At 67.0% G+C, this 20,946-nt stretch carries 23 protein-coding genes; 21 read left to right on the plus strand and 2 right to left on the minus strand.

All coding sequences use genetic code 11. From position 1 onward, the window contains the following. Position 1 precedes the first annotated feature (1 nt). The 7 genes from G6N18_RS09490 to G6N18_RS09520 are packed head-to-tail and all read left to right on the plus strand — an operon-like array spanning position 2 to position 6,556. Complete coding sequence (locus G6N18_RS09490) at positions 2–1,228, plus strand: alpha/beta hydrolase family protein (protein WP_083006670.1); 1,227 nt, start codon at positions 2–4, stop codon at positions 1,226–1,228. After that, positions 1,225–2,430 carry a CaiB/BaiF CoA transferase family protein gene (locus G6N18_RS09495; RefSeq protein WP_083006667.1) on the plus strand — a complete coding sequence of 402 codons (1,206 nt, stop codon included), beginning with the start codon at positions 1,225–1,227 and terminating at the stop codon, positions 2,428–2,430. Before G6N18_RS09490 ends, G6N18_RS09495 begins: the two co-directional genes overlap by 4 nt. Then, positions 2,427–3,338, plus strand: coding sequence for a hydroxymethylglutaryl-CoA lyase (locus G6N18_RS09500; protein WP_083006665.1), 912 nt, complete (start codon positions 2,427–2,429; stop codon positions 3,336–3,338). The genes G6N18_RS09495 and G6N18_RS09500 overlap by 4 nt, the downstream gene beginning before the upstream one ends. Before the next feature lies 1 nt (position 3,339). Further along, positions 3,340–3,951 carry a TetR/AcrR family transcriptional regulator gene (locus G6N18_RS09505; RefSeq protein WP_083006663.1) on the plus strand — a complete coding sequence of 204 codons (612 nt, stop codon included), beginning with the start codon at positions 3,340–3,342 and terminating at the stop codon, positions 3,949–3,951. A gap of 57 nt (positions 3,952–4,008) precedes the next feature. Then, positions 4,009–5,247: an acyl-CoA dehydrogenase family protein gene (locus tag G6N18_RS09510; protein WP_083006661.1), complete on the plus strand. Its 1,239-nt coding sequence runs from the start codon at positions 4,009–4,011 to the stop codon at positions 5,245–5,247. Then, the gene (locus tag G6N18_RS09515; RefSeq protein ID WP_083006659.1) at positions 5,244–6,206 is read left to right on the plus strand and encodes a phosphotransferase family protein; all 963 of its coding nucleotides are present in this window, start codon (positions 5,244–5,246) and stop codon (positions 6,204–6,206) included. The genes G6N18_RS09510 and G6N18_RS09515 overlap by 4 nt, the downstream gene beginning before the upstream one ends. Continuing rightward, a complete protein-coding gene (locus G6N18_RS09520) occupies positions 6,203–6,556 on the plus strand; it encodes a DUF6285 domain-containing protein (RefSeq protein WP_179962388.1) in 354 nt (117 codons plus the stop codon). Before G6N18_RS09515 ends, G6N18_RS09520 begins: the two co-directional genes overlap by 4 nt. Here the strand turns inward: G6N18_RS09520 and G6N18_RS24950 are convergent. Continuing rightward, the gene (locus G6N18_RS24950; RefSeq protein ID WP_163689854.1) at positions 6,550–8,250 is read right to left on the minus strand and encodes a transposase; all 1,701 of its coding nucleotides are present in this window, start codon (positions 8,248–8,250) and stop codon (positions 6,550–6,552) included. The two genes, G6N18_RS09520 and G6N18_RS24950, sit on opposite strands and share 7 nt — an antisense overlap. A 97-nt stretch (positions 8,251–8,347) precedes the next feature. Continuing rightward, a complete protein-coding gene (locus G6N18_RS09530) occupies positions 8,348–8,974 on the minus strand; it encodes a class I SAM-dependent methyltransferase (RefSeq protein ID WP_083006334.1) in 627 nt (208 codons plus the stop codon). Between the two features lie 47 nt (positions 8,975–9,021). Between G6N18_RS09530 and G6N18_RS09535 the strand changes: the two genes are divergently transcribed. From G6N18_RS09535 to nuoK, 14 genes are all read left to right on the plus strand, one after another. Continuing rightward, a complete protein-coding gene (locus G6N18_RS09535; protein WP_067224567.1) occupies positions 9,022–9,411 on the plus strand; it encodes a nuclear transport factor 2 family protein in 390 nt (129 codons plus the stop codon). A gap of 9 nt (positions 9,412–9,420) precedes the next feature. After that, on the plus strand, positions 9,421–9,954 hold the full coding sequence (locus G6N18_RS09540; RefSeq protein WP_083006336.1) for a YceI family protein: 534 nt from the start codon (positions 9,421–9,423) through the stop codon (positions 9,952–9,954). Positions 9,955–9,970: 16 nt separating this feature from the next. Next, positions 9,971–10,372 carry an Rv3143 family two-component system response regulator gene (locus G6N18_RS09545; RefSeq protein ID WP_067224571.1) on the plus strand — a complete coding sequence of 134 codons (402 nt, stop codon included), beginning with the start codon at positions 9,971–9,973 and terminating at the stop codon, positions 10,370–10,372. Positions 10,373–10,537: 165 nt separating this feature from the next. After that, positions 10,538–10,912: an NADH-quinone oxidoreductase subunit A gene (locus tag G6N18_RS09550; RefSeq protein ID WP_059165663.1), complete on the plus strand. Its 375-nt coding sequence runs from the start codon at positions 10,538–10,540 to the stop codon at positions 10,910–10,912. Then, positions 10,903–11,457 (plus strand): NuoB/complex I 20 kDa subunit family protein, encoded by a 555-nt coding sequence (locus tag G6N18_RS09555; RefSeq protein WP_067224574.1) that lies wholly within the window; start codon positions 10,903–10,905, stop codon positions 11,455–11,457. The genes G6N18_RS09550 and G6N18_RS09555 overlap by 10 nt, the downstream gene beginning before the upstream one ends. After that, positions 11,454–12,149 (plus strand): NADH-quinone oxidoreductase subunit C, encoded by a 696-nt coding sequence (locus G6N18_RS09560; RefSeq protein WP_083006338.1) that lies wholly within the window; start codon positions 11,454–11,456, stop codon positions 12,147–12,149. The genes G6N18_RS09555 and G6N18_RS09560 overlap by 4 nt, the downstream gene beginning before the upstream one ends. Then, positions 12,149–13,507: an NADH dehydrogenase (quinone) subunit D gene (nuoD, locus tag G6N18_RS09565; RefSeq protein WP_083006340.1), complete on the plus strand. Its 1,359-nt coding sequence runs from the start codon at positions 12,149–12,151 to the stop codon at positions 13,505–13,507. Before G6N18_RS09560 ends, nuoD begins: the two co-directional genes overlap by 1 nt. Beyond that, the gene (gene nuoE, locus G6N18_RS09570; protein WP_083006342.1) at positions 13,507–14,382 is read left to right on the plus strand and encodes an NADH-quinone oxidoreductase subunit NuoE; all 876 of its coding nucleotides are present in this window, start codon (positions 13,507–13,509) and stop codon (positions 14,380–14,382) included. The genes nuoD and nuoE overlap by 1 nt, the downstream gene beginning before the upstream one ends. Beyond that, the gene (gene nuoF / locus G6N18_RS09575) at positions 14,379–15,695 is read left to right on the plus strand and encodes an NADH-quinone oxidoreductase subunit NuoF (RefSeq protein WP_083006344.1); all 1,317 of its coding nucleotides are present in this window, start codon (positions 14,379–14,381) and stop codon (positions 15,693–15,695) included. The genes nuoE and nuoF overlap by 4 nt, the downstream gene beginning before the upstream one ends. Beyond that, the gene (locus tag G6N18_RS09580) at positions 15,695–18,088 is read left to right on the plus strand and encodes an NADH-quinone oxidoreductase subunit G (RefSeq protein ID WP_083006346.1); all 2,394 of its coding nucleotides are present in this window, start codon (positions 15,695–15,697) and stop codon (positions 18,086–18,088) included. Before nuoF ends, G6N18_RS09580 begins: the two co-directional genes overlap by 1 nt. Further along, positions 18,085–19,344, plus strand: a complete 1,260-nt coding sequence (gene nuoH, locus G6N18_RS09585; protein ID WP_067224590.1) for an NADH-quinone oxidoreductase subunit NuoH — start codon at positions 18,085–18,087, stop codon at positions 19,342–19,344. Before G6N18_RS09580 ends, nuoH begins: the two co-directional genes overlap by 4 nt. Beyond that, positions 19,337–19,882 carry an NADH-quinone oxidoreductase subunit NuoI gene (gene nuoI, locus G6N18_RS09590; protein WP_083006348.1) on the plus strand — a complete coding sequence of 182 codons (546 nt, stop codon included), beginning with the start codon at positions 19,337–19,339 and terminating at the stop codon, positions 19,880–19,882. Before nuoH ends, nuoI begins: the two co-directional genes overlap by 8 nt. Beyond that, entirely contained in the window at positions 19,879–20,649 is a 771-nt protein-coding gene (locus tag G6N18_RS09595) for an NADH-quinone oxidoreductase subunit J (RefSeq protein ID WP_083006350.1), read from the plus strand. The genes nuoI and G6N18_RS09595 overlap by 4 nt, the downstream gene beginning before the upstream one ends. Continuing rightward, positions 20,646–20,945 carry an NADH-quinone oxidoreductase subunit NuoK gene (gene nuoK / locus G6N18_RS09600; protein WP_059101064.1) on the plus strand — a complete coding sequence of 100 codons (300 nt, stop codon included), beginning with the start codon at positions 20,646–20,648 and terminating at the stop codon, positions 20,943–20,945. The genes G6N18_RS09595 and nuoK overlap by 4 nt, the downstream gene beginning before the upstream one ends. Position 20,946 lies beyond the last annotated feature (1 nt).

Below are 20,946 nucleotides of genomic sequence, written 5' to 3' on the forward strand. Positions count from 1 at the left end.
GATGACGCAGACGACGGAGGCCCCGGTGCGCTACGAATACGACCGCATCCCGTATCTCGTTGCCTATCAGAACACTTCGGGTGTGCGCGACGTGTACGGCGGGGTGGCCGAATTGGTGGTGCTGGAAAGCCACCTGCTGCGCCCGAAGGACCCAGAGCCATCAGCCGCCGGAGCCGCCCCGGCGGCGACCAAAGACACCGTGCTGGTGTTCATGCACCCGATCGGCGGCGGCGCATACCTGCCGATGATGAACGCCCTCGCGCGGGCAGGCCATCACGTCATCTACTGCAACAGCCGCTTCCGCGGGACGGACTCCGCGCTGCTGATGGAGAAGGTGGTCGAGGATCTCGGCGAGTGCATCAAGGACGCCAAGAACCGGTTGGGCTACTCGAAGGTGGTGCTGGCCGGGTGGAGCGGCGGCGGTTCGCTGTCGGTGTTCTATCAGCAGCAGGCGCAACACCCGACGGTCACCGCCAGCCCGTCGGGCGACGGCCCGGACCTGACCAAGCTGGGCCTGATCCCAGCCGACGGGCTGATGTTGCTGGCCGCCCACATTAGCCGCCACGGCACGATGACCGAGTGGCTGGACGCGTCGATCCTCGACGAGTCCGACCCGTCGAAGCGGGATCCCGAACTCGACCTCTACAACCCGGACAACCCCAACCAGCCGCCATACACCCCGGAGTTCCTCGACCGCTACCGGCAGGCGCAGATCGACCGCAACCGCCGAATCACCAAGTGGGTCAAAGAGAAATTGGCCGAGCTGAAGGCGGCGGGCCGACCCGATGACGAGTTCGCCTTCGTCGTGCACGGCACAATGGCCGACCCGCGCTGGCTGGACCCGACGGTCGACCCCAACGAACGCGAACCGGGGACCTGCTATCTGGGCGATCCTCGAGTGGTGAACAACAGCCCCGTCGGACTGGCCCGGTTCTGCACGCTGCGCAGTTGGCTGTCGCAGTGGAGCTACGACGACGCCAACGGCGACGCGGTGCAGTGCGGCCCGGACGTCGCGGTGCCGACGCTGGTGATCGGCAACCTCGCCGATGACGCTTGCACGCCGAGCCACACCCGCCGGCTGTTCGAGGCGATCGGGCATCATGACAAGGAGATGCACGAGATTCCGGGCGCGAACCACTACTACGCGGGCGCCGACCAGCGCGACAAACTGCGCCATGCGGTCGGCGTGGTCACCGACTGGCTGCACAGGCACGGCTTCTCGCTATGACGGTCTCCGGTCCGCTGGACGGCATCCGCGTGATCGAGGTCGGCACGCTGATCTCCGGGCCCTTCGCCGGGCGCCTGCTCGGCGACATGGGCGCCGAGGTGGTCAAGATCGAGCCGCCCGGCGCGCCGGACCCACTGCGCACCTGGGGGCAGGCCGAACTCGACGGGCACCACTTCTTCTGGACCGTGCACGCCCGCAACAAGAAAGCGGTGACGCTGAACCTGCGGACGGACGCCGGCCGCGCGCTGTTCCTCGACCTCGTCGAGCGCTCCGACATCATCGTGGAGAACTTCCGGCCCGGCACGCTGGAGAAGTGGAACCTCGGCTATGACGTGCTGCGCGAACGCAACCGCGGCATCATCCTGGTCCGCGTCTCCGGCTACGGGCAGACCGGGCCGGAGGCCCACAAGGCGGGCTACGCCTCGGTCGCCGAGGCCGCCAGCGGCCTGCGGCACATGAACGGCTTTCCCGGTGGCCCTCCGCCGCGGCTGGCGCTGTCGCTGGGCGACAGCCTGGCGGGCATGTTCGCCGCCCAGGGCGCATTGGCGGCGCTCTACCGCCGGTCGGTCACCGGCGAGGGCCAGGTCGTCGATGCGGCACTGACCGACTCTTGTTTGGCCGTACAGGAATCCACCATCCCCGACTACGACGTCGGCGGCGTGGTGCGCGGTCCGTCGGGCACCCGGCTGGAGGGCATCGCGCCGTCGAACATCTACCGCAGCGCCGACGGCAGTTGGGTGGTGATCGCGGCCAACCAGGACACCGTCTTCCGGCGCTTGTGCCAGGCGATGGGTCGCCCGGAGCTCGCCACCGACGACCGGTTCGCCAACCATGTGGCCCGTGGCCGTAACCAGGACGAGCTGGACAAGATCATCGGCGACTGGGCCGCCGACCGGCAGCCCGCTGAAATCATCGAAACACTCAGCGCCGCAGGGGTGATCGCCGGACCGATCAACACCGTCGCCGAGGTCGTCTCCGATCCGCAGTTCGCTTCGCGCGGAATGATCGCCGATCACTACGACGAGCGGATCGGCCGCAATGTCAAGGGCCCCGGCGTCGTACCGGTACTGTCGCAGACGCCGGGCACCATCCGGTTCGCCGGATCGGCGCGGCCCGGCCAGCACAACGACGAGATCTACCGCGGCCTGTTGGGCAAGTCCGCCGACGAACTCGACGCGCTACGGGCGGAGGGAGTGCTGTGATTCCCGAGCATGTCGACATCCGCGACGTCTCGCTGCGCGACGGCCTGCAGATCGAGGAGCCGATTCCGTTGTCGGCCAAGCTCGAACTGCTCGCCGCCGTGGCCGCGACCGGGGTGCGCGAGATGGAGGCGACGGCGTTCGTCTCGCCCTCGAAGGTGCCGGCGCTGGCCGACGCCGCCGAACTGGCGTCACACCTGCAGCAGTTCCGCGACTCCCACGGCATCGACTTCTCGGCGCTGGTGGCCAGCCCGAACGGCGCGAAACGCGCGATCGCGGCGGGATTGTCGTCGATCGAGTACGTGGTGTCGGCTGCCGACGGCCACAGCCACGCCAACGTGGGCCGCTCCTCGGCCGAGTCCACCGCGCTGATCGGTGAGATCACCGCGATCGCGCATGACAGCGGCGCCACCGTCGAGGTGATCGTCGCGACCGCGTGGGACTGTCCGTTCGACGGGCCGACGCCGCATCAGCGGGTGGTCGACGTGATCACCACCGCGCTGGCGAACGACGTCGACCGGTTGGCGATCGCCGACACGATCGGCACCACCACGCCGCGACGTGTCACCGAGACTGTGGCTGCACTGCGCCCCCTGATCGGTGACGTACCGCTGGGCGCGCACTTCCACAACACCCGCGGCGCCGGGTTGGCGAGCGCATACGCCGCGGTCGAGGCCGGCGTCACCCGGCTGGACGCCTCGGTGGGCGGCCTCGGCGGATGCCCGTTCGCGCCGGGGGCGAGCGGCAACATCGCCAGCGAAGACCTCGTATACCTGTTACGCGACAGCGGGATTCACGTCGACGTCGACCTTTCCGCGGCGATCGATGCGGCCGCTGTCGCGCAGCGCCTCGTCGGCCACGAGCTCCCCAGCTCACTGCTACGCGCGGGCGACCGGATCCTCGGCGATTAAGTTGCCCGCCGAGACGCTCAGCGCCAAGGGCCGCCAGACTCGGGAAGCGATCGAGCAGGCGGCGCGGAAGCTGTTCGCCGAACGCGGGTTCCACGGCACGACGCTCGGCGATATCACCTCGGCGGCCGGGAAGTCGCCGGCGGCCTTCTACCGCTACTTCGCCGATAAGGAGGATCTGCTGGCGGCGCTGGCGGAGTCGTTCCTGCACGACATGGTGGCGCCCTCGGGGTCCAGCCTCGAGTTGCCCGGGTCGCCGGACGACGACGCGTTCTTCCGCACGGTGGTCACCGGCTACTGGAACATGTTCAAACAGAACATCGGCATCATGATCGCCGTCGCACAGCTCGCGGCTACCCAACCGCGATTCGCCGCCGTGCAGAACGAGTTCCGTCGCTTCGGGATGGACATCGTCGCCGCATCCGTGCGCCGAGCCCAGGAGCAGGGCTACGCCGGCGAACTCAACCCCGAACACACCGCGGCGGCGATCGCCTTGCTGTTCGAGAACTTCACCACGGTCTTCGTCGGCACCTCCGGCCTAGGGGTCGAGATCACCGACGAGGACGCCGTCGCGACGCTGTCGAGGATCTGGAAGAAGACGCTTTATGGCTTCTAGTCCACCGCCGCCGCGTCAACAACCGTGCGCTCGGCGAAAAGTCTGAAAGGAATCACTGTGGATTTCGCTCTTCCCGATCATCTGCCCGGCCTCCTCGCCGAGATGGACGCTTTCATCGAGGCCGAGATCAAACCGCTCGAACGCGACCACATCCAGTATTTCGACAAGCGCCGCGAACACGCCCGCACCGACTGGGACAACGGCGGCATCCCGCGGCGGGAGTGGGAGGACCTGCTCGGCGAAATGCGACGACGCGCGGACAAGGCGGGGTGGCTGCGCTACGGACTGCCGTCACAGTTCGGCGGCCGCGACGGCAGCAACATCGACATGGCGGTCATCCGGGAACATCTGGCACACAAGGGACTCGGACTGCACAACGACCTGCAGGACGAGTCGTCGATCGTCGGGAACTTCCCTCAGGTCATCATGATGGACCGGTTCGGCACCGAGACGCAGAAGGCCGAGTGGACCGAAGCGCTGATCACCGGTGAACGGTCGATGGCGTTCGGCCTCACCGAACCCAACCACGGTTCGGACGCCACCTGGCTGGAGACCGTCGCAGTGCGCGACGGTGACGAATGGGTCATCAACGGCGCCAAGCGGTTCAACACCGGCGTCCACCGCGCCACCCACGACCTGGTGTTCGCCCGCACTTCCGGCGAACCCGGTCAGGCCCGCGGCATCACCGCGTTCCTGGTGCCCACGGACGCCCCCGGCTTCACCGTGCCGTACTACTGGTGGACGTTCAACATGCCGACCGATCACGGCGAGGTGGAGTTGAAGGATGTCCGGGTGCCCGCAGACGCGGTGCTCGGTGAGCTCGACCGCGGGCTCGAGGTCGGCCAGACCTTCCTGCACGAGAACAGAATCCGGCAGGCCGCCAGCAGCCTGGGCGCAGCCCAGTACTGCATCGACCGTGCGGTCGCGTACGCCAACGACCGCAGCGTCTTCGGCAAGGCGCTGTCGGTCAACCAGGCCGTTCAGTGGCCACTGGTCGAACTGCAGACCGAGGCGCAGATGGTCCGGCTCCTGGTGTACTACGCGGCCACCGAGCTCGACCGCAACCACCACATGGAGGTCTCGGACAAGGTGTCGATGGCCAATTACCGCGCCAATCGGTTGGTGTGTGAGGCCGCCGACCGCGCAATGCAGGTGTTCGGCGGGGTCGGCTACAGCCGCCACGAGCCGTTCGAGCACATCTACCGCCACCACCGCCGCTACCGCATCACCGAGGGCGCCGAGGAGATTCAGATCCGGCGGGTCGCGCAGCGGCTGTTCGGGTTCGGACGCAAGTGAAGGATCGGCTCGAGGCCGTCCTGCGCCCGGTCGTGGGCGACGACGTCGCCGTCGAGAATCTGCGCGCACTGACCGGCGGGGCGAGCCGCACGACGTGGGCATTCGACGCGGTGACATCGGATCGGACGCGGGCGCTGATCCTGCGCACCGGTCCGCCCGACGACGTGCACGCGTCGATGGAACTCGAGGCGCGCGTGCAGCAGCGCGCTGCGGCGGCCGGGGCGCCGGTGCCACACATCCTGGCCGCGGACAACTCCCTTGCTGCGCTGGGCAATCCGTACCTGATCTGCGAGGCCATCGGCGGCGAGACGATCGTGCGCCGAATCCACCGCGCGCTCGACGACACCGGCCGGGAGCGACTTCTGCACCACTGCGCGCGGGCACTGGCCGCCATCCACCGCGCCGACTACGACGGTGTCGGGCTGTCGGCCTCCGACCAGCTCGCCGAGTGGCAGGACCGGCTCGACGAGATGGGCGACACCACCGCCACTTTCGAGTGGGCATTCCGCTGGCTGGCCGCCCACCGGCCGGCGCCGTCGCGCCAGGTGCTGGTGCACGGCGACTTCCGGATGGGCAACCTGATCGTCGACGACTCCGGTCTGGCGGCCGTCCTGGACTGGGAACTGGTCCACCTTGGCGAGCGGTACGAGGATCTGGCGTGGTTCTGCATTCGGGCGTGGCGGTTCGGCGCACCCGAGGAACTCGGCGCCGGCGGGCTCGGGAGCGTCGAAACTTTCCTGCGCGCCTACGAATCCGCGTCGGGCGAGCCGCTCGACCGGGACGCGTTTCGGTGGTGGCTCACTGTCGCCACGCTGCGCTGGGGCGTGATCTGCCGGTTCCAGGCCGAACGCCACCTGTCGGGGCAAGCAGAGTCCGTCGAACTCGCCGCGATAGGTCGGCGGGTGAGCGAAACCGAATGGGATGTGCTGGATCTGCTCGAAGGAGGCGGTCCGAGGTGACCTGGTTGTACGGCCGGCCGACGGCGGCGGAGCTCGTCGCCGCCGTCGCCGGCTTCCTCGACAACGACGTGCGCAACGCCACCAGGCCCGACAGCCAGCCCGGCGACGCCGGCCAGGTGAACTTCCACGCGCGGGTGGCGGCCAACGTGCTGCGCATCGTCGAACGCGAGCTGCTGGACACCTCGGCCGGTGAGGTCACCGACGCGTTGGCCGGAATCGGGTATCGCGACGAGCCGCAGCTGGCTGCCGCGATCCGCGCCGGCGAACTCGACGGCCGGGCGGCCGACGTGCTGCCCGTCCTGCGGACGATCGTGCGCCACCGGCTCGACGTCAACCACCCCGGTTACTGACGATTTGTGGAGCCGCAGCGGCGGTGAGTGGCTGTTGGGAATTGCCGGTAGAGGTGTCTGGTGATGGTGAATGGTCGGGTGACCAGTTGTCGACCGGCGGCGATCGGCGGGTTATCCGGTGGCGTGGTGGAGTCGGGTGAGGTTGAGGGCTGCGGCGGCCAGGTGAAGTTCGGCGGTGACTGCTGTGAGTCCGCGTCGGGCGTAGCGGCGTAGTCCGATGCGGTCTTTGAGGTGTCCGATAACGGGTTCCACGGTCGCTGACCGGCGTTGGTATCGCTGTGCCTGATCGGGATCGCGCAGAATGTGACGCATCGCATCAGTCGGTGACAGATCCGGCGGTGGAGGGCCCTGGCTGGGTTGGTTTTTAGCGTCCCGGTGGACGACTCGGCCGCTGCCGGGGCGATGAGCCGCTCGGGTCCGGGGCTGGTGAGGTTGGCTTCGGTGAAGTAGCCGTTGTCGGCCAACGCCAGCCCGATCGTCTTGCCCAACGCATCCATCTGAGCGGTTGCTGCGGCCAAAGCCGGTGTCCAACAATGCAGATCGTTAGCGTCTTGGGATACGTGCACCCCGATCACGAGGTGATCATCAGAAGACACGATCTGACTGTTGTAGCCCTGAACCGACCCCCCGCCGGAGCCCTCGACCATCAACCGCGCCTCGGGGTCGGTCAGATTGACCACAGGTCCTCCCGTGGGGCCGCGACGGGCCTGGTCGCGATCCCGGATGCGTGCGACTGCACCGCGCCGATCGACCACCCCGGCTGCCTGGTCCTGTTGGGCGCGTCGCAGCCCAGCTTGAGCTTTTCTGAGGTTCTTGCCGATATCGCGGCGCGCCCTGGCTTGTACGGTCCCGCGCACGTTGATCACCGACGCCAGCCGGTGCTGTTCGCGGGCAATCCTGGCCCGCCACAACCGGACCTGATCGGTACCTGCCGGCGGGGCACCCACCACCGTTTCACCAGATTCGACTCGCTGCAGATACTGCTCCTGGCGGTCCTGATCGGCAGCGTCGGCCTCGGCGTCGCAAGCGTCCTGACGTCGGATTTCTTCCATCGCTTTTTTGATCGCGGCTACGCGCCCGGCCGGGGTCTTCATCTCCGCCGGCGGCCCCGCGGCGGGCACACCGGCGGCGGCCTCGGCGGCGTCTTCGGCGGCATCGACGGCGGCTGCGTCGCTGACTGCGGCTTCGGCGATCCGGCGGGACTGCTCACGCACCCACTGCCGAGACCGATTGGCTGATTTCGAGGCGTTGGCAGCGATCTTGGTGCCGTCGATGGCGATCGACTCGATGCGCACCATCTGCGCCTGGGCACACAACCGCAGCACCTGAGCGAACAGGTCGGTGAACGCGTCGTCGTGCTCGGCGCGGAACCGCGCGATCGTGGTGTGATCCGGGGCGTCTTGAGCGCACAGCACCCGGTAAGCGACATGATCAGCGCACAGCCGTTCAATCCGGCGCGAAGACCGCTGACCCGAGGCATAGGCATAGATCAACAACGCCACCAACATCTTCGGGTCATAACCGGCTCGCCCGACACCGCCGGTACGCCGACCAGCGTGAAACGCCGAGGTATCCAACTGCTCGACGGCATCGAGGATGAACCACACCAGATGATCAGCAGCCAGCCAATCCGCCATATTCGGCGGCAACAGAAACTGCTGATCACGCTCTACCGGACGATAAGAATGAGCCACCCACTCATCCTCGAACCGACCCCGTCACAAACCCGCCAACGACACAATCCATTTCGCAACAGCCACTGAGCGCCGGTAATACTCCACAAATCGCGGCTTAGACCCGGCGGACGCGGGCGAGCCAGGCTGGTTCGTCGACCAGCGAGCCGGCGGGCTTGCCGAAGGTCTCGACGTGCGGCTCACCGATGACCCCGCGATACGTCGTGCTGTCCAAGGCCTCCAGCACCCAGCCGTCGCCGAAGGCGCCGCGGATGTCGGATTCGCTGACCTCCGGACCAAAACCGTGGCCGCGATCGGACAGCGCCAGCACGTGCACCAGCGCACCCGACCGGCACGCTGCGTGCAGGCTGCGCACGTACCGCGCCCGGTCCGCCTCGTCGAAGATGTGGAACAGCGCGCTGTCGACGATGGTGTCGTAACCCGGGTTGCCGAGATTCATCGCGTCAGCCACCTCGAAACGCGCATCGACGCCCTTGGCTGCGGCGTTGCTGCGCGCGAACTCGATCGCCGACGGCACGAAGTCGACGCCGACCACGTCGTAGCCCAGGCGGGTGAGCATGATCGTGTGCTCGCCGGCGCCGCAGCCGACGTCCAGCACCTTGCCGCGGATCAGGCCCGCTCGTTCCAGGTCGACGATCGCGGGTTGAGGCTCGCCGATCACCCAGGGCGCGGTGCCGCTCTTGTAGGCGTCGTCGAATAGCGAGAGAGTAGGTGTCACATCCATGACCGCCAGTGTTCAACCTCAACCAGTATTGAGGTCAAGGAGGACCTGTGACCGTTGCCGACGACACCGTCGCCGAGGTGGCAGACCGCCTGTTCGGGGCGATCGAGTCCGGCGACCACGACGCGATTCGCCGGCTGTGGAACGACGACATCGTGGTCTGGAAGGTCGCCGACGGGGAACGCGACAAGGACCGGGCGTTGCGGGTCCTCGACTGGTTCATCGACACCACGACACAGCGCCGCTACGAAATCCTCGACCGTCAACTGTTCGACGGTGGGTTCGTCCAGCAGCACGTCCTGCACGCCACCGGACACAACGGCGGGGTGATCGCGATGCGCGTCGGCATCGTGATCAAGCTGGGGGCCAACGGGCTGATCAGCCGAATCGACGAGTACTTCGACCCGGCGGAGATCGCCCCGCTGCTCGACCAACGATGAGGAGATGACATGGCAAGCCTGAGCGAGTTTTTCAGCGATCCGGGCTCGGCCGGCACATGGACGCTGGACCCCGGCCGGTCCACCATCGCGGTCAAGACCAAGTCGATGTGGGGCCTCGTGCCCGTCAAAGGCAAATTCACCGAGTTCAGCGGTGAGGGCCAACTGACCGCTCCGCAAACGGTTTCCGGCCGCATCGAGATCAAGGCCACGTCGCTGCGCACCGGGATCCGCAAACGCGACGAGCACCTGCACTCCGCGGATTTCTTTGAGGCGGAAAAGTTTCCGGTGATCACAGCTGTTATCACCGGCGCCGACGCGGTCGACGGCGACACCATCGACCTGCGCGCCGAACTGACCGTCAAGGACGTGACCAGACCGCTGACGCTGCGAACCAAGGTGGTCCCGGTCGGTGATGGCGGAATGCGGCTGATCACCAAGGCCATCGTGGATCGGCAGGACTTCACCGTCGACGGCAACCTGGTGGGCATGATCGGTGACAAGGCGACGATCTCCGGCGACTTGGTGTTCCGCCACGCCGGCTAGCCGTACCATCACCCGCATGGTCGAGTCATCGCGTCCGTTGCGGGTCCTCGTCTACAGCGACAACCCCAGGACCCGAGAAGAGGTCCGGCTCGCGCTCGGCAAGCGGGTGCATCCGGATTTGCCCGAGCTGACCTACTTCGATGTGGCGACCGGCCCCATGGTCATCCGCCAGATGGATCAGGGTGGGTTCGATCTGGTGATCCTCGACGGCGAGGCCACCCCGACCGGCGGGATGGGAATCGCCAAGCAACTCAAGGACGAGATCGACGACTGTCCACCGATCCTGGTGCTGACTGGCCGACCGGATGACGCGTGGCTGGCCCGTTGGTCGCGCGCCGAAGCCGCCGTGCCGCACCCCATCGATCCGATCCGTCTCGGGGATGCCGTGGCGTCACTGCTGCGCACGCCAGTGCAATAGCTGGAAATACGTAATCGCCTGCTGCACTGGGCTATTGAGGGCACGACGGCATAGCCAGGCGTTGCCAATAGCGATACTAACCAAAAGGTGTGGCGCGCATCCCAAAGCCCGCTAGGGTGTGGGTAAGCTCACATCGAACAGCCCACGAGGGAGCGTTTGCTCGGTATGGATTTGTACACGCCAATCCTGGTGCTTGGCGCTATTGCCGCTGCGTTCGCGGTCGGCTCGGTCGCCATTGCTCTGCTGGTCGGCCCGCGGCGCTACAACCGGGCCAAGCTCGAGGCCTACGAATGCGGCATCGAGCCGGTGCCGCACGGCGGTCCGTCCGGTCAGCCGACCGGCCAGCGGTTTCCCATCAAGTACTACCTGACCGCGATGTTGTTCATCATCTTCGACATCGAGATCGTGTTCCTCTACCCGTGGGCCGTGGCCTTCGACAATCTGGGGCTGTTTGCGCTGGTAGAGATGCTGCTGTTCATGGCGACGGTGTTCGTGGCCTACGCCTACGTCTGGCGGCGGGGAGGGCTGGCATGGGACTAGAGGAGAAACTGCCCGGCGGGATCCTGCTGTCCACCGTGGAGAAGGTGGCGGGGTACATCCGCAAGGGCTCGCTGTGGCCTGCGACGTTCGGGCTGGCGTGCTGCGCGATCGAGATGATGTCGACGGCCAGCCCCCGGTTCGACATCTCCCGCTTCGGCATGGAGCGGTTCTCGGCGACGCCCCGGCAGGCCGACCTGATGATCGTCGCCGGCCGGGTCAGCCAGAAGATGGCGCCGGTGCTGCGGCAGATCTACGACCAGATGGCCGAGCCGAAATGGGTGCTGGCGATGGGGGTCTGCGCCTCATCGGGCGGCATGTTCAACAACTACGCGATCGTGCAGGGCGTCGATCACGTCGTCCCGGTGGACATCTACCTGCCGGGCTGCCCGCCTCGTCCGGAGATGTTGCTGCACGCGATCCTGAAGTTGCACGACAAGATTCAGGAGATGCCGCTCGGCGTGCACCGCGAGGAGGCGGTCCGCGAGGCCGAGCAGGCCGCGCTCGCCGTCACCCCGACCATCGAGCTCAAAGGGCTGCTGCGGTGAGCGCGACCAACGGCAACGGCACCTCCGGCCAAGGGGCACCCGAGATCATCGGCGTGCGCCGCGGCATGTTCGGGGCCAAGGGGTCGGGCGACACCTCGGGTTACGGCCGCCTGGTGCGGCCGGTGGCGCTGCCGGGCAGTTCGCCGCGGCCCTACGGCAGCTACTTCGACGAGGTCGTCGACCGGCTGGCCGAAGTGCTCGGTGAGGACGCCTACGCGGTGTCGATCGAGCGGGTGGTGGTCTACCGCGACGAGTTGACCCTCGAAGTGCAGCGTGAGCAACTGCCGACGGTGGCGACGGCGCTTCGCGACGACCCGCAGTTGCGCTTCGAGCTGTGTCTCGGCGTGAGTGGAGTGCATTACCCGGACGACGCCGGACGTGAACTGCACGCGGTCTATCCGCTGATGTCGATCACCCACAACCGGCGGATTCGGGTGGAGGTCGCCGCCCCCGACGCGGACCCGCACATTCCGTCGCTGTTCGGGGTGTATCCCACCACCGACTGGCACGAACGCGAGACCTACGACTTCTTCGGCATCATCTTCGACGGACATCCCGCCCTGACCCGAATCGAGATGCCGGACGACTGGGTGGGTCACCCGCAACGCAAGGACTACCCGTTGGGCGGCATCCCGGTGGAGTACCACGGCGCCGAGATTCCTCCGCCCGATCAACGGAGGGCCTACAACTGATGAGCATTTCCCACGTTCCGCCCGCGCAGGGCGGCGCTTCGTCCGCGGGCGCGCCCGATGGTGAGACGGTTGTCGTTGTCGGAGGCCAGGATTGGGACCAGGTGGTGCAGGCCGCCAAAGACGCCGCGGCACCGCACGCCGGCGAACGGATCGTCGTCAATATGGGCCCGCAGCATCCCTCGACTCACGGGGTGCTTCGGCTCATCCTCGAGATCGAGGGCGAGACGATCATCTCGGCCCGCTGCGGAATCGGCTACCTGCACACCGGAATCGAGAAGAACCTCGAGTTCCGCAACTGGACGCAGGGCGTGACGTTCGTTACGCGGATGGACTACCTGTCGCCGTTCTTCAACGAGACGGCCTACTGCCTCGCCGTCGAGAAACTGCTGGACGTCACCGACGCGATCCCGGAGCGCGCCAGCGTCATCCGCGTGATGATGATGGAACTCAACCGGATCTCCTCGCACCTGGTCGCACTCGCGACCGGCGGCATGGAACTCGGCGCGATGAGCGCGATGTTCTACGGCTTCCGTGAGCGTGAGCTGATCCTATCGGTGTTCGAGACCATCACAGGCCTGCGGATGAACAGTGCCTACATCCGGCCGGGCGGGGTCGCCGTCGACCTGCCCGACGAGGCGGTCCCGCAGATACGCGATCTGCTCGAGCTGATGCCGAAGCGGCTCAAGGACCTCGAGGACCTGCTCAACGAGAACTACATCTGGAAGGGCCGCACGGTAGGCATCGGCTACCTCGACCTGACCGGCTGCATGGCGCTGGGGATCACCGGCCCGTGCCTGCGCTCCACCGGGCTGCCGCACGACCTGCGCAGGGCCCAACCCTATTGCGGCTACGAGACATACGACTTCGACGTGATCACCGACGACGGCTGCGACTCTTACGGCCGGTATCTCATCCGGGTGAAGGAGATGCACGAGTCGTTGAAGATCGTCGAGCAGTGCCTGGATCGACTGAGGCCGGGGCCGGTGATGATCCAGGACAAGAAGCTGGGGTGGCCGGCCGACTTGAAGGTCGGTCCCGACGGACTGGGCAACTCGAATGAACACATCGCCAAAATCATGGGGCATTCGATGGAGGGGCTGATTCACCACTTCAAACTCGTCACCGAGGGGATCCGCGTGCCTGCCGGACAGGTGTACGTCGGGATCGAGTCTCCGCGAGGCGAACTCGGCGTGCACATGGTCTCCGACGGCGGCACCCGCCCCTACCGGGTGCACTACCGGGACCCGTCATTCAACAACCTGCAGGCCGTCGCCGCGATGTGCGAGGGCGGCATGGTCGCCGATGCGATCACCGCAGTGGCGTCGATCGACCCGGTGATGGGGGGCGTGGACCGCTAGTGAGCATTTTCCTCGAGCTCGGTCAGCGACCCGACGAACCCGGCCCGCCGATCCACGGGCCGGCGGCGTATCCCGACGATGTCGCGACGCGACTCGCCGTCGACGCCGAAAAGATCATCGCGCGCTATCCGCAGTCCCGGTCGGCGCTGCTGCCGCTGCTGCACCTCGTGCAGTCCGAGGACGGTTGCCTGACCCCGGCCGGAATCTCGTTCTGCGCCAAGCAGTTGGAGCTCACCGACGCCGAGGTCACCGCGGTGGCCACCTTCTACTCGATGTACCGGCGCACGCCGACCGGCGAGTACCTGGTCGGCGTCTGCACCAACACGCTGTGCGCGATCATGGGCGGCGATGCGATCCTCGAAGCGCTGCAGGACCATCTGGGAGTGCACGCCGGGCAGACGACGCCGTCCGTTAATGGAGGGCCCAGCGTCACGCTCGAGCACATCGAATGCAACGCCGCATGCGACTACGCGCCGGTGGTGATGGTCAACTGGGAGTTCTTCGACAACCAGACGCCCTCGTCGGCACGCGAACTCGTCGACGGACTGCGTGCCGGAGACCCGCCGGAACCGACGCGCGGCGCGCCGCTGTGCACCTTCCGCGAAACCGCGCGCACGCTGGCGGGCCTGCCGGATCCGCGGTCGGACAACGGCAAGGTCGGCGACGCCACGCTCGCGGGCTTGCGGGTGGCGCGCGAACGCGGGATGCATGCTCCCGAAGCCGCCAGCGAGGCGGCGCCGACGGGCGCACCCGACGACCAGAAGGCGGCGGCCGAAGCCACCCAGAACGCGCCCGCACCCGGCCCGGCGGCTACCGTGCCGCCGAAGCCGGACACCACCGAAACCAACCCGGACGCAACGGATTCGCGCGCATGACAGATTTGACCCCCGTGCTCAGCCGGTTCTGGGACGAACCGGAACCCTGGTCGCTGGACACCTACCAGCGCCACGGTGGATACGGCGCACTCGAGCGGGCATTGAAGATGGATCCCGACGACGTCATCACGCTGGTGAAGGAGTCCGGCCTGCGCGGGCGCGGCGGCGCGGGCTTTCCCACGGGCACGAAGTGGTCGTTCATACCCCAGGACGACACCGGCGCGGGTGCGAAACCGCACTACCTGGTGATCAACGCCGACGAGTCGGAACCCGGTACGTGCAAAGACATCCCGCTGATGTTGATGACGCCGCACTTCCTCGTGGAGGGCGCGATCATCGCGGCCTACGCGATCCGGGCGCATCACGCCTTCATCTACCTGCGCGGCGAGGTGGTGCCCGTGCTGCGCCGGCTGCACGCCGCGGTCGCCGAGGCCCACGAAGCCGGCTTCCTCGGAAACGACATCCAGGGTTCGGGTTTCGACCTGGAATTGATCGTGCATGCGGGTGCGGGCGCATACATCTGCGGCGAGGAGACTGCGCTGCTGGACTCGTTGGAGGGCCGCCGCGGTCAGCCCCGGCTGCGCCCGCCGTTCCCCGCGGTCGCCGGGCTGTACGCCTGTCCCACCGTGGTCAACAACGTCGAGTCGATCGCCAGCGTGCCGCCCATCGTGAGCAACGGCATCGACTGGTTCCGGTCGATGGGCTCGGAGAAGTCGCCGGGCTTCACGCTCTACTCGCTGTCGGGTCACGTCACCAACCCCGGCCAGTACGAGGCGCCGCTCGGCATCACGCTGCGCGAACTGCTGGAGTACGCGGGTGGGGTGCGCGCCGGCCACAAGTTAAAATTCTGGACGCCGGGCGGCTCGTCCACCCCGCTGCTCACCGACGAACACCTCGACGTGCCATTGGATTACGAGGGCATGGCGGGCGCCGACACCATGCTGGGCACCAAGGCGCTGCAGATCTTCGACGAGACCACCTGCGTGGTGCGGGCGGTGCGCCGCTGGACGGAGTTCTACGCCCACGAATCGTGCGGAAAGTGCACGCCGTGCCGGGAGGGCACCTACTGGCTGGCCCAGATCTACGAGCGCCTCGAGACCGGGGCGGGCACGGAGGCCGATATCGACAAGCTGCTCGACATCTCCGACAACATCTTCGGAAAGTCGTTCTGCGCGCTGGGCGACGGTGCGGCATCGCCGATCATGTCGTCGATCAAGTTCTTCCGCGACGAGTACATCGACCATCTTCAAGGCGGGTGTCCGTTCGATCCGCACGCCTCCACGCTGATGGCGACCGAAAAGGCGGGTGTGTGATGACGCAGACGGCCGACACCGGCGCCTCGGCGACCGAGGTGGAGATGGTCCACCTGTCCATCGATGGCGTGGACGTCGCTGTGCCCAAGGGCACGTTGGTGATTCGCGCGGCCGAGCTGATCGGCATCCAGATCCCCCGCTTCTGTGATCATCCACTGCTCGACCCGGTGGGCGCCTGCCGGCAGTGCCTGGTCGAGGTGGAGGGCCAGCGCAAGCCGATGGCGTCGTGCACCACGACGTGCACGCCCGACATGGTGGTGCAGACGCAGTACACGTCCCCCGCCGCGGACAAGGCGCAACAGGGCGTCATGGAGTTGCTGCTGATCAACCATCCGCTGGACTGCCCGGTGTGCGACAAGGGCGGCGAGTGCCCGTTGCAGAACCAGGCGATGTCCAACGGCCGCGCCGAAACCCGCTTCGAAGACGTCAAGCGCACCTTCCCCAAGCCGATCAACATCTCCTCGCAAGTGCTGCTGGATCGCGAGCGGTGCGTGCTGTGCGCCCGTTGCACCCGGTTCTCCGAACAGATCGCCGGCGACCCGTTCATCGACATGCTGGAACGCGGTGCACTGCAACAGGTCGGCATTGCCCCCGGCGAGCCGTTCCAGTCCTACTTCTCGGGCAACACCGTGCAGATCTGTCCGGTCGGCGCGCTGACCGGAGCGGCCTACCGGTTCCGGGCCCGGCCGTTCGACCTGGTGTCGAGCCCCAGCGTGTGTGAGCACTGCGCGTCGGGTTGTGCCCAGCGCACCGACCATCGCCGCGGAAAGGTGATGCGCCGCTTGGCCGGTGACGAACCTCAGGTGAACGAGGAATGGAACTGCGACAAGGGCCGATGGGCGTTCACCTACACCACCCAGGGTGACCGCATCACCACCCCGCTCATCCGCGATGACGACGGCAAGCTGCGGCCCGCATCCTGGTCCGAGGCACTGGCGGTGGCTGGTGAGGGCTTGGCCGCGGCCACCGGTAGCGCCGGCGTACTGGTCGGCGGTCGGATGACCGTCGAGGACGCTTACGCCTATTCGAAGTTCGCGCGGATCGTGCTGAACACCAACGACATCGACTTTCGGGCCCGGCCGCACAGTTCCGAGGAAGCCGACTTCCTCGCCGCCCACGTCGCGGGGCAACCGATGACGGTCACCTACAGCGACCTCGAGAACGCGCCCGCGGTCTTGCTGGCCGGGTTCGAGCCGGAAGAAGAATCTCCGATCGTGTTCCTGCGGTTGCGCAAGGCGGTGCGGAAAAAGGCGCTGCAGGTGATCTCTGTTGCACCGTTCGCCACCCGGAGCCTGACGAAGCTGCGCGGCCGACTGGTCGCAGCGGCACCCGGCCGCGAGGCCGTCGCACTCGACGTTCTGACCGAGGACCCGCAGCTGAGGCTGCCGGGTTCGGTGATCCTGCTCGGCGAGCGGCTGGCCACCTCGCCCGGGGCCCTTTCTGCGGCAGGCAGATTGGCGGCGGCGACGGGCGCCCGGCTGGCATGGGTGCCGCGCCGCGCCGGTGAGCGGGGCGCGACGGAGGCCGGCGCGTTGCCGAACCTGCTGCCCGGCGGCCGACCGGTCACCGACAGCGCGGCGCGCGAGCAGACGGCGGCGGCGTGGCATGTCGGCGAGTTACCGAGCACGCCGGGTCGGGATACCACCGCGATCCTGGAGGCCGCGCGCAGCGGCGAACTGGGTGCCCTACTCGTCGGCGGCGTGGAAATCGCCGACCTGCCGGACCCCGAGGCCGCGCTGGCGGCAATCGAGTCCGCGCCGTTCGTGGTCAGCCTCGAGCTTCGGGAAAGCGAAGTCACCGCGGTCGCCGACGTCGTCTTCCCCATCGCACCGGTCGTGGAAAAAGCCGGCTCGTTCCTGAACTGGGAAGGCCGCCTTCGCCCGTTCCAGCCGTCGCTGAAGACGAACGCGACCCCAGACCTTCGGGTGCTGAACTTCCTGGCCGACGAGATCGGAGTGGCGCTGAACCTGCCGAACGCGTCGGCGGCCGGCGACGAGATGTCGCGCCTCGGGCTGTGGGCGGGTCGACGACCGGGCCCCCCGGACATCCCGCCGTCGAAGCCGGCTGCACCGGCCGCCGGCCAGGCCGTGCTCGCCGGTTGGCGGATGCTGCTCGACGAGGGCCGCCTGCAGGACGGTGAGCCACACCTGGCAGGTACCGCCCGCCCGCCCGTCGCGCGGCTCTCTGCGGCGACCGCCGCCGAGATCGGTGTGGCAGAAGGCGATCTGGTCACCGCGCGGACACCTCACGGATCGATCACCCTGCCGTTGGCCATCACCGACATGGACGACCGGGTGATCTGGCTGCCGCTGAACTCCCCTGGTTCGGCCGTGCATCGGAGCCTGGGCGTCTCGACCGGAGACATCGTGTCGATCGGGCGGGCCGAACCGTGACCCATCCCGATCCGACGCTGTTCGGACACGACCCGTGGTGGCTGATCGTCGGTAAGGCGGTCGCGATCTTCGCGTTCCTGATGCTGTCGGTCCTCTCGGCGATCCTGATCGAACGCAAACTGCTGGGACGCATGCAGATGCGCTACGGCCCCAACCGCGTCGGACCCAGAGGCCTACTGCAGTCACTGGTGGACGGCGTCAAGCTGGCGCTCAAAGAGGGCTTGATTCCCGTCGGGGTCGACAAGTTCGTCTACCTGGCCGCGCCGGTGATCGCGGCGGTTCCCGCGTTCATCGCGTTCGCGGTCATCCCGATGGGCGGCGAGGTCTCGATCTTCGGTCACCGCACGGCGTTACAGCTGACCGACATGCCCGTCGCGGTGCTGTACATTCTCGCTGCGACGTCGATCGGCGTGTACGGGATCGTGTTGGCCGGGTGGGCCTCTGGGTCGACGTACCCGCTGCTCGGTGGTATCCGCTCGAGCGCACAGGTCATCTCGTACGAGATCGCGATGGCGTTGTCCTTCGTGGCGGTGTTCATCTACGCCGGCACCATGTCGACGTCCGGGATCGTCGCCGCCCAGGACGGCACCTGGTTCATCTTCCTGCTGCTGCCGTCATTCCTGGTCTACATCACCTCGATGGTCGGCGAAACCAACCGTGCGCCATTCGATCTGCCTGAGGCCGAAGGTGAACTCGTCGGTGGATTCCACACCGAGTACTCGTCGATCAAGTTCGCGATGTTCATGCTCGCCGAGTACGTGAACATGACCACCGTGTCCGCGTTGGCGACCACGATGTTCCTCGGCGGCTGGCACGCCCCGTGGCCGATAAACATGTGGGACGGCGCCAACACCGGCTGGTGGCCGCTGCTCTGGTTCGTCGCCAAGGTGTGGGCGTTCATGTTCCTGTTCTTCTGGCTGCGCGCCACGCTGCCCCGGATGCGCTACGACCAGTTCATGGCCCTGGGATGGAAGGCGCTGATTCCGTTCTCGTTGGCCTGGATCATGATTGTCGCCACGGCGCGCGCGCTGCGTAACGAAGGCTTCAGTCAGGTGACGACGACGCTGGCGTCTCTGGGCACCATCGTGGCGCTGCTGATCGTCGCCGTGCTGTGGCGGTCGGCGCGCCGCAGAAACATCCGCACAATCCCTGAGCAGAAGCTGGACCAGGGAGTCTTCCCCACCCCGCCGCTGCCGATTGCCAAGAAGCCGACCGCAACCAAGGAGCTTGCTCCAGAGGAGAAGACACATGCCTAAGTTCTTCGACGCGATAGCGGGCTTCGCGGTCACCTTCGGGACCATGTTCAAAAGGCCCATCACCGAGGAGTATCCGGAGAAGCCGGGACCCGTCGCGAAGCGCTATCACGGCCGCCACCAACTGAACCGGTACCCGGACGGGCTGGAGAAGTGCATCGGCTGCGAACTGTGCGCCTGGGCATGCCCCGCCGACGCCATCTACGTCGAGGGGGACGACAACACCGAAGATGAACGCTATTCCCCCGGTGAGCGTTACGGCCGCGTTTACCAGATCAACTACCTTCGCTGCATCGGCTGCGGCTTGTGCATCGAGGCCTGCCCCACCCGCGCGCTGACGATGACCAACGACTACGAGATGGCCGACGACAACCGCGCCGACCTCATCTGGGGCAAGGACAAGCTGCTGGCGCCGCTGCAGCAGGGCATGCTGCCGCCGCCGCATCCGATGGCGCCCGGCAGCACCGATGAGGACTACTACCTGGGCAATGTCACCCCCGTCACGCAGGAGGCGGAGAAGGTCACCGAGGACGTGCGATGAGGCTGGACCTGGTCGCGGCCGTGGCCGCCGACAACCCGGGACACACCACGACCACCGAGGCCGTGCTGTTCTGGGTGCTGGGCGCGGTCGCGGTGCTCGGCGCGCTCGGGGTGATATCGGCGCCGAAAGCCGTGTATTCGGCGATGTTCCTGGCCACGACGATGATCGTGCTGGCGGTGTTCTACATCGCCCAGGGCGCGCTGTTCCTCGGTGTCGTGCAAGTGGTGGTGTACACCGGCGCGGTGATGATGCTGTTCTTGTTCGTACTGATGCTCATCGGCGTCGACTCCTCGGAGTCGTTGGTGGAAGCGATTCGGGGGCAACGGGTTGCCGCGACCGTCGTCGGCATCGGTTTCGGCATCCTGCTGATCGGCGGCATCGGCAACGTCTCGGCGGGCGGGTTCACCGGCCTCGCGCAAGCCAACGCGAACGGCAACGTGGAGGGACTGGCCGCGCTGATCTTCGTCCGCCATCTGTGGGCTTTCGAGTTGACCAGTGCGCTGCTGATCACCGCCGCGCTCGGCGCGATGGTGCTCGCGCACCGGGAACGCTTCGAACGTCGCAAGACCCAGCGTGAACTCGCCGAAGAGCGGTTCCGGCCCGGCGGGTATCCGACGACATTGCCCAATCCCGGTGTGTTCGCACGCAACAACGCGGTCGACATCGCGGCCCGACTGCCCGACGGGTCCGGATCAGACCTGTCCGTCAGCCCCATTCTGCACAAGAGGACGGTGCTGGCGACGAACGGCCGAGGGGATGACGAATGAATCCCGACAACTACCTCTACCTGTCGGCGCTGTTGTTCACGATCGGCGCGGCCGGCGTCCTGCTGCGCCGCAACGCCATCGTGATGTTCATGTGCGTGGAGTTGATGCTCAATGCGGCCAATCTGGCGTTCGTCTCGTTTTCCCGCATGCACGGCCACCTGGACGGTCAGGTCGTGGCGTTCTTCACCATGGTCGTCGCCGCCTGTGAGGTGGTGATCGGGCTCGCGATCATCATGACCATCTTCCGTGCCCGCCAGTCGGCTTCGGTCGACGAGGCCAGCCTGCTGAAACACTAGA

Origin of the sequence: Mycolicibacterium celeriflavum (assembly GCF_010731795.1) — a bacterium.
In the GTDB taxonomy this organism is placed as follows: domain Bacteria; phylum Actinomycetota; class Actinomycetes; order Mycobacteriales; family Mycobacteriaceae; genus Mycobacterium; species Mycobacterium celeriflavum.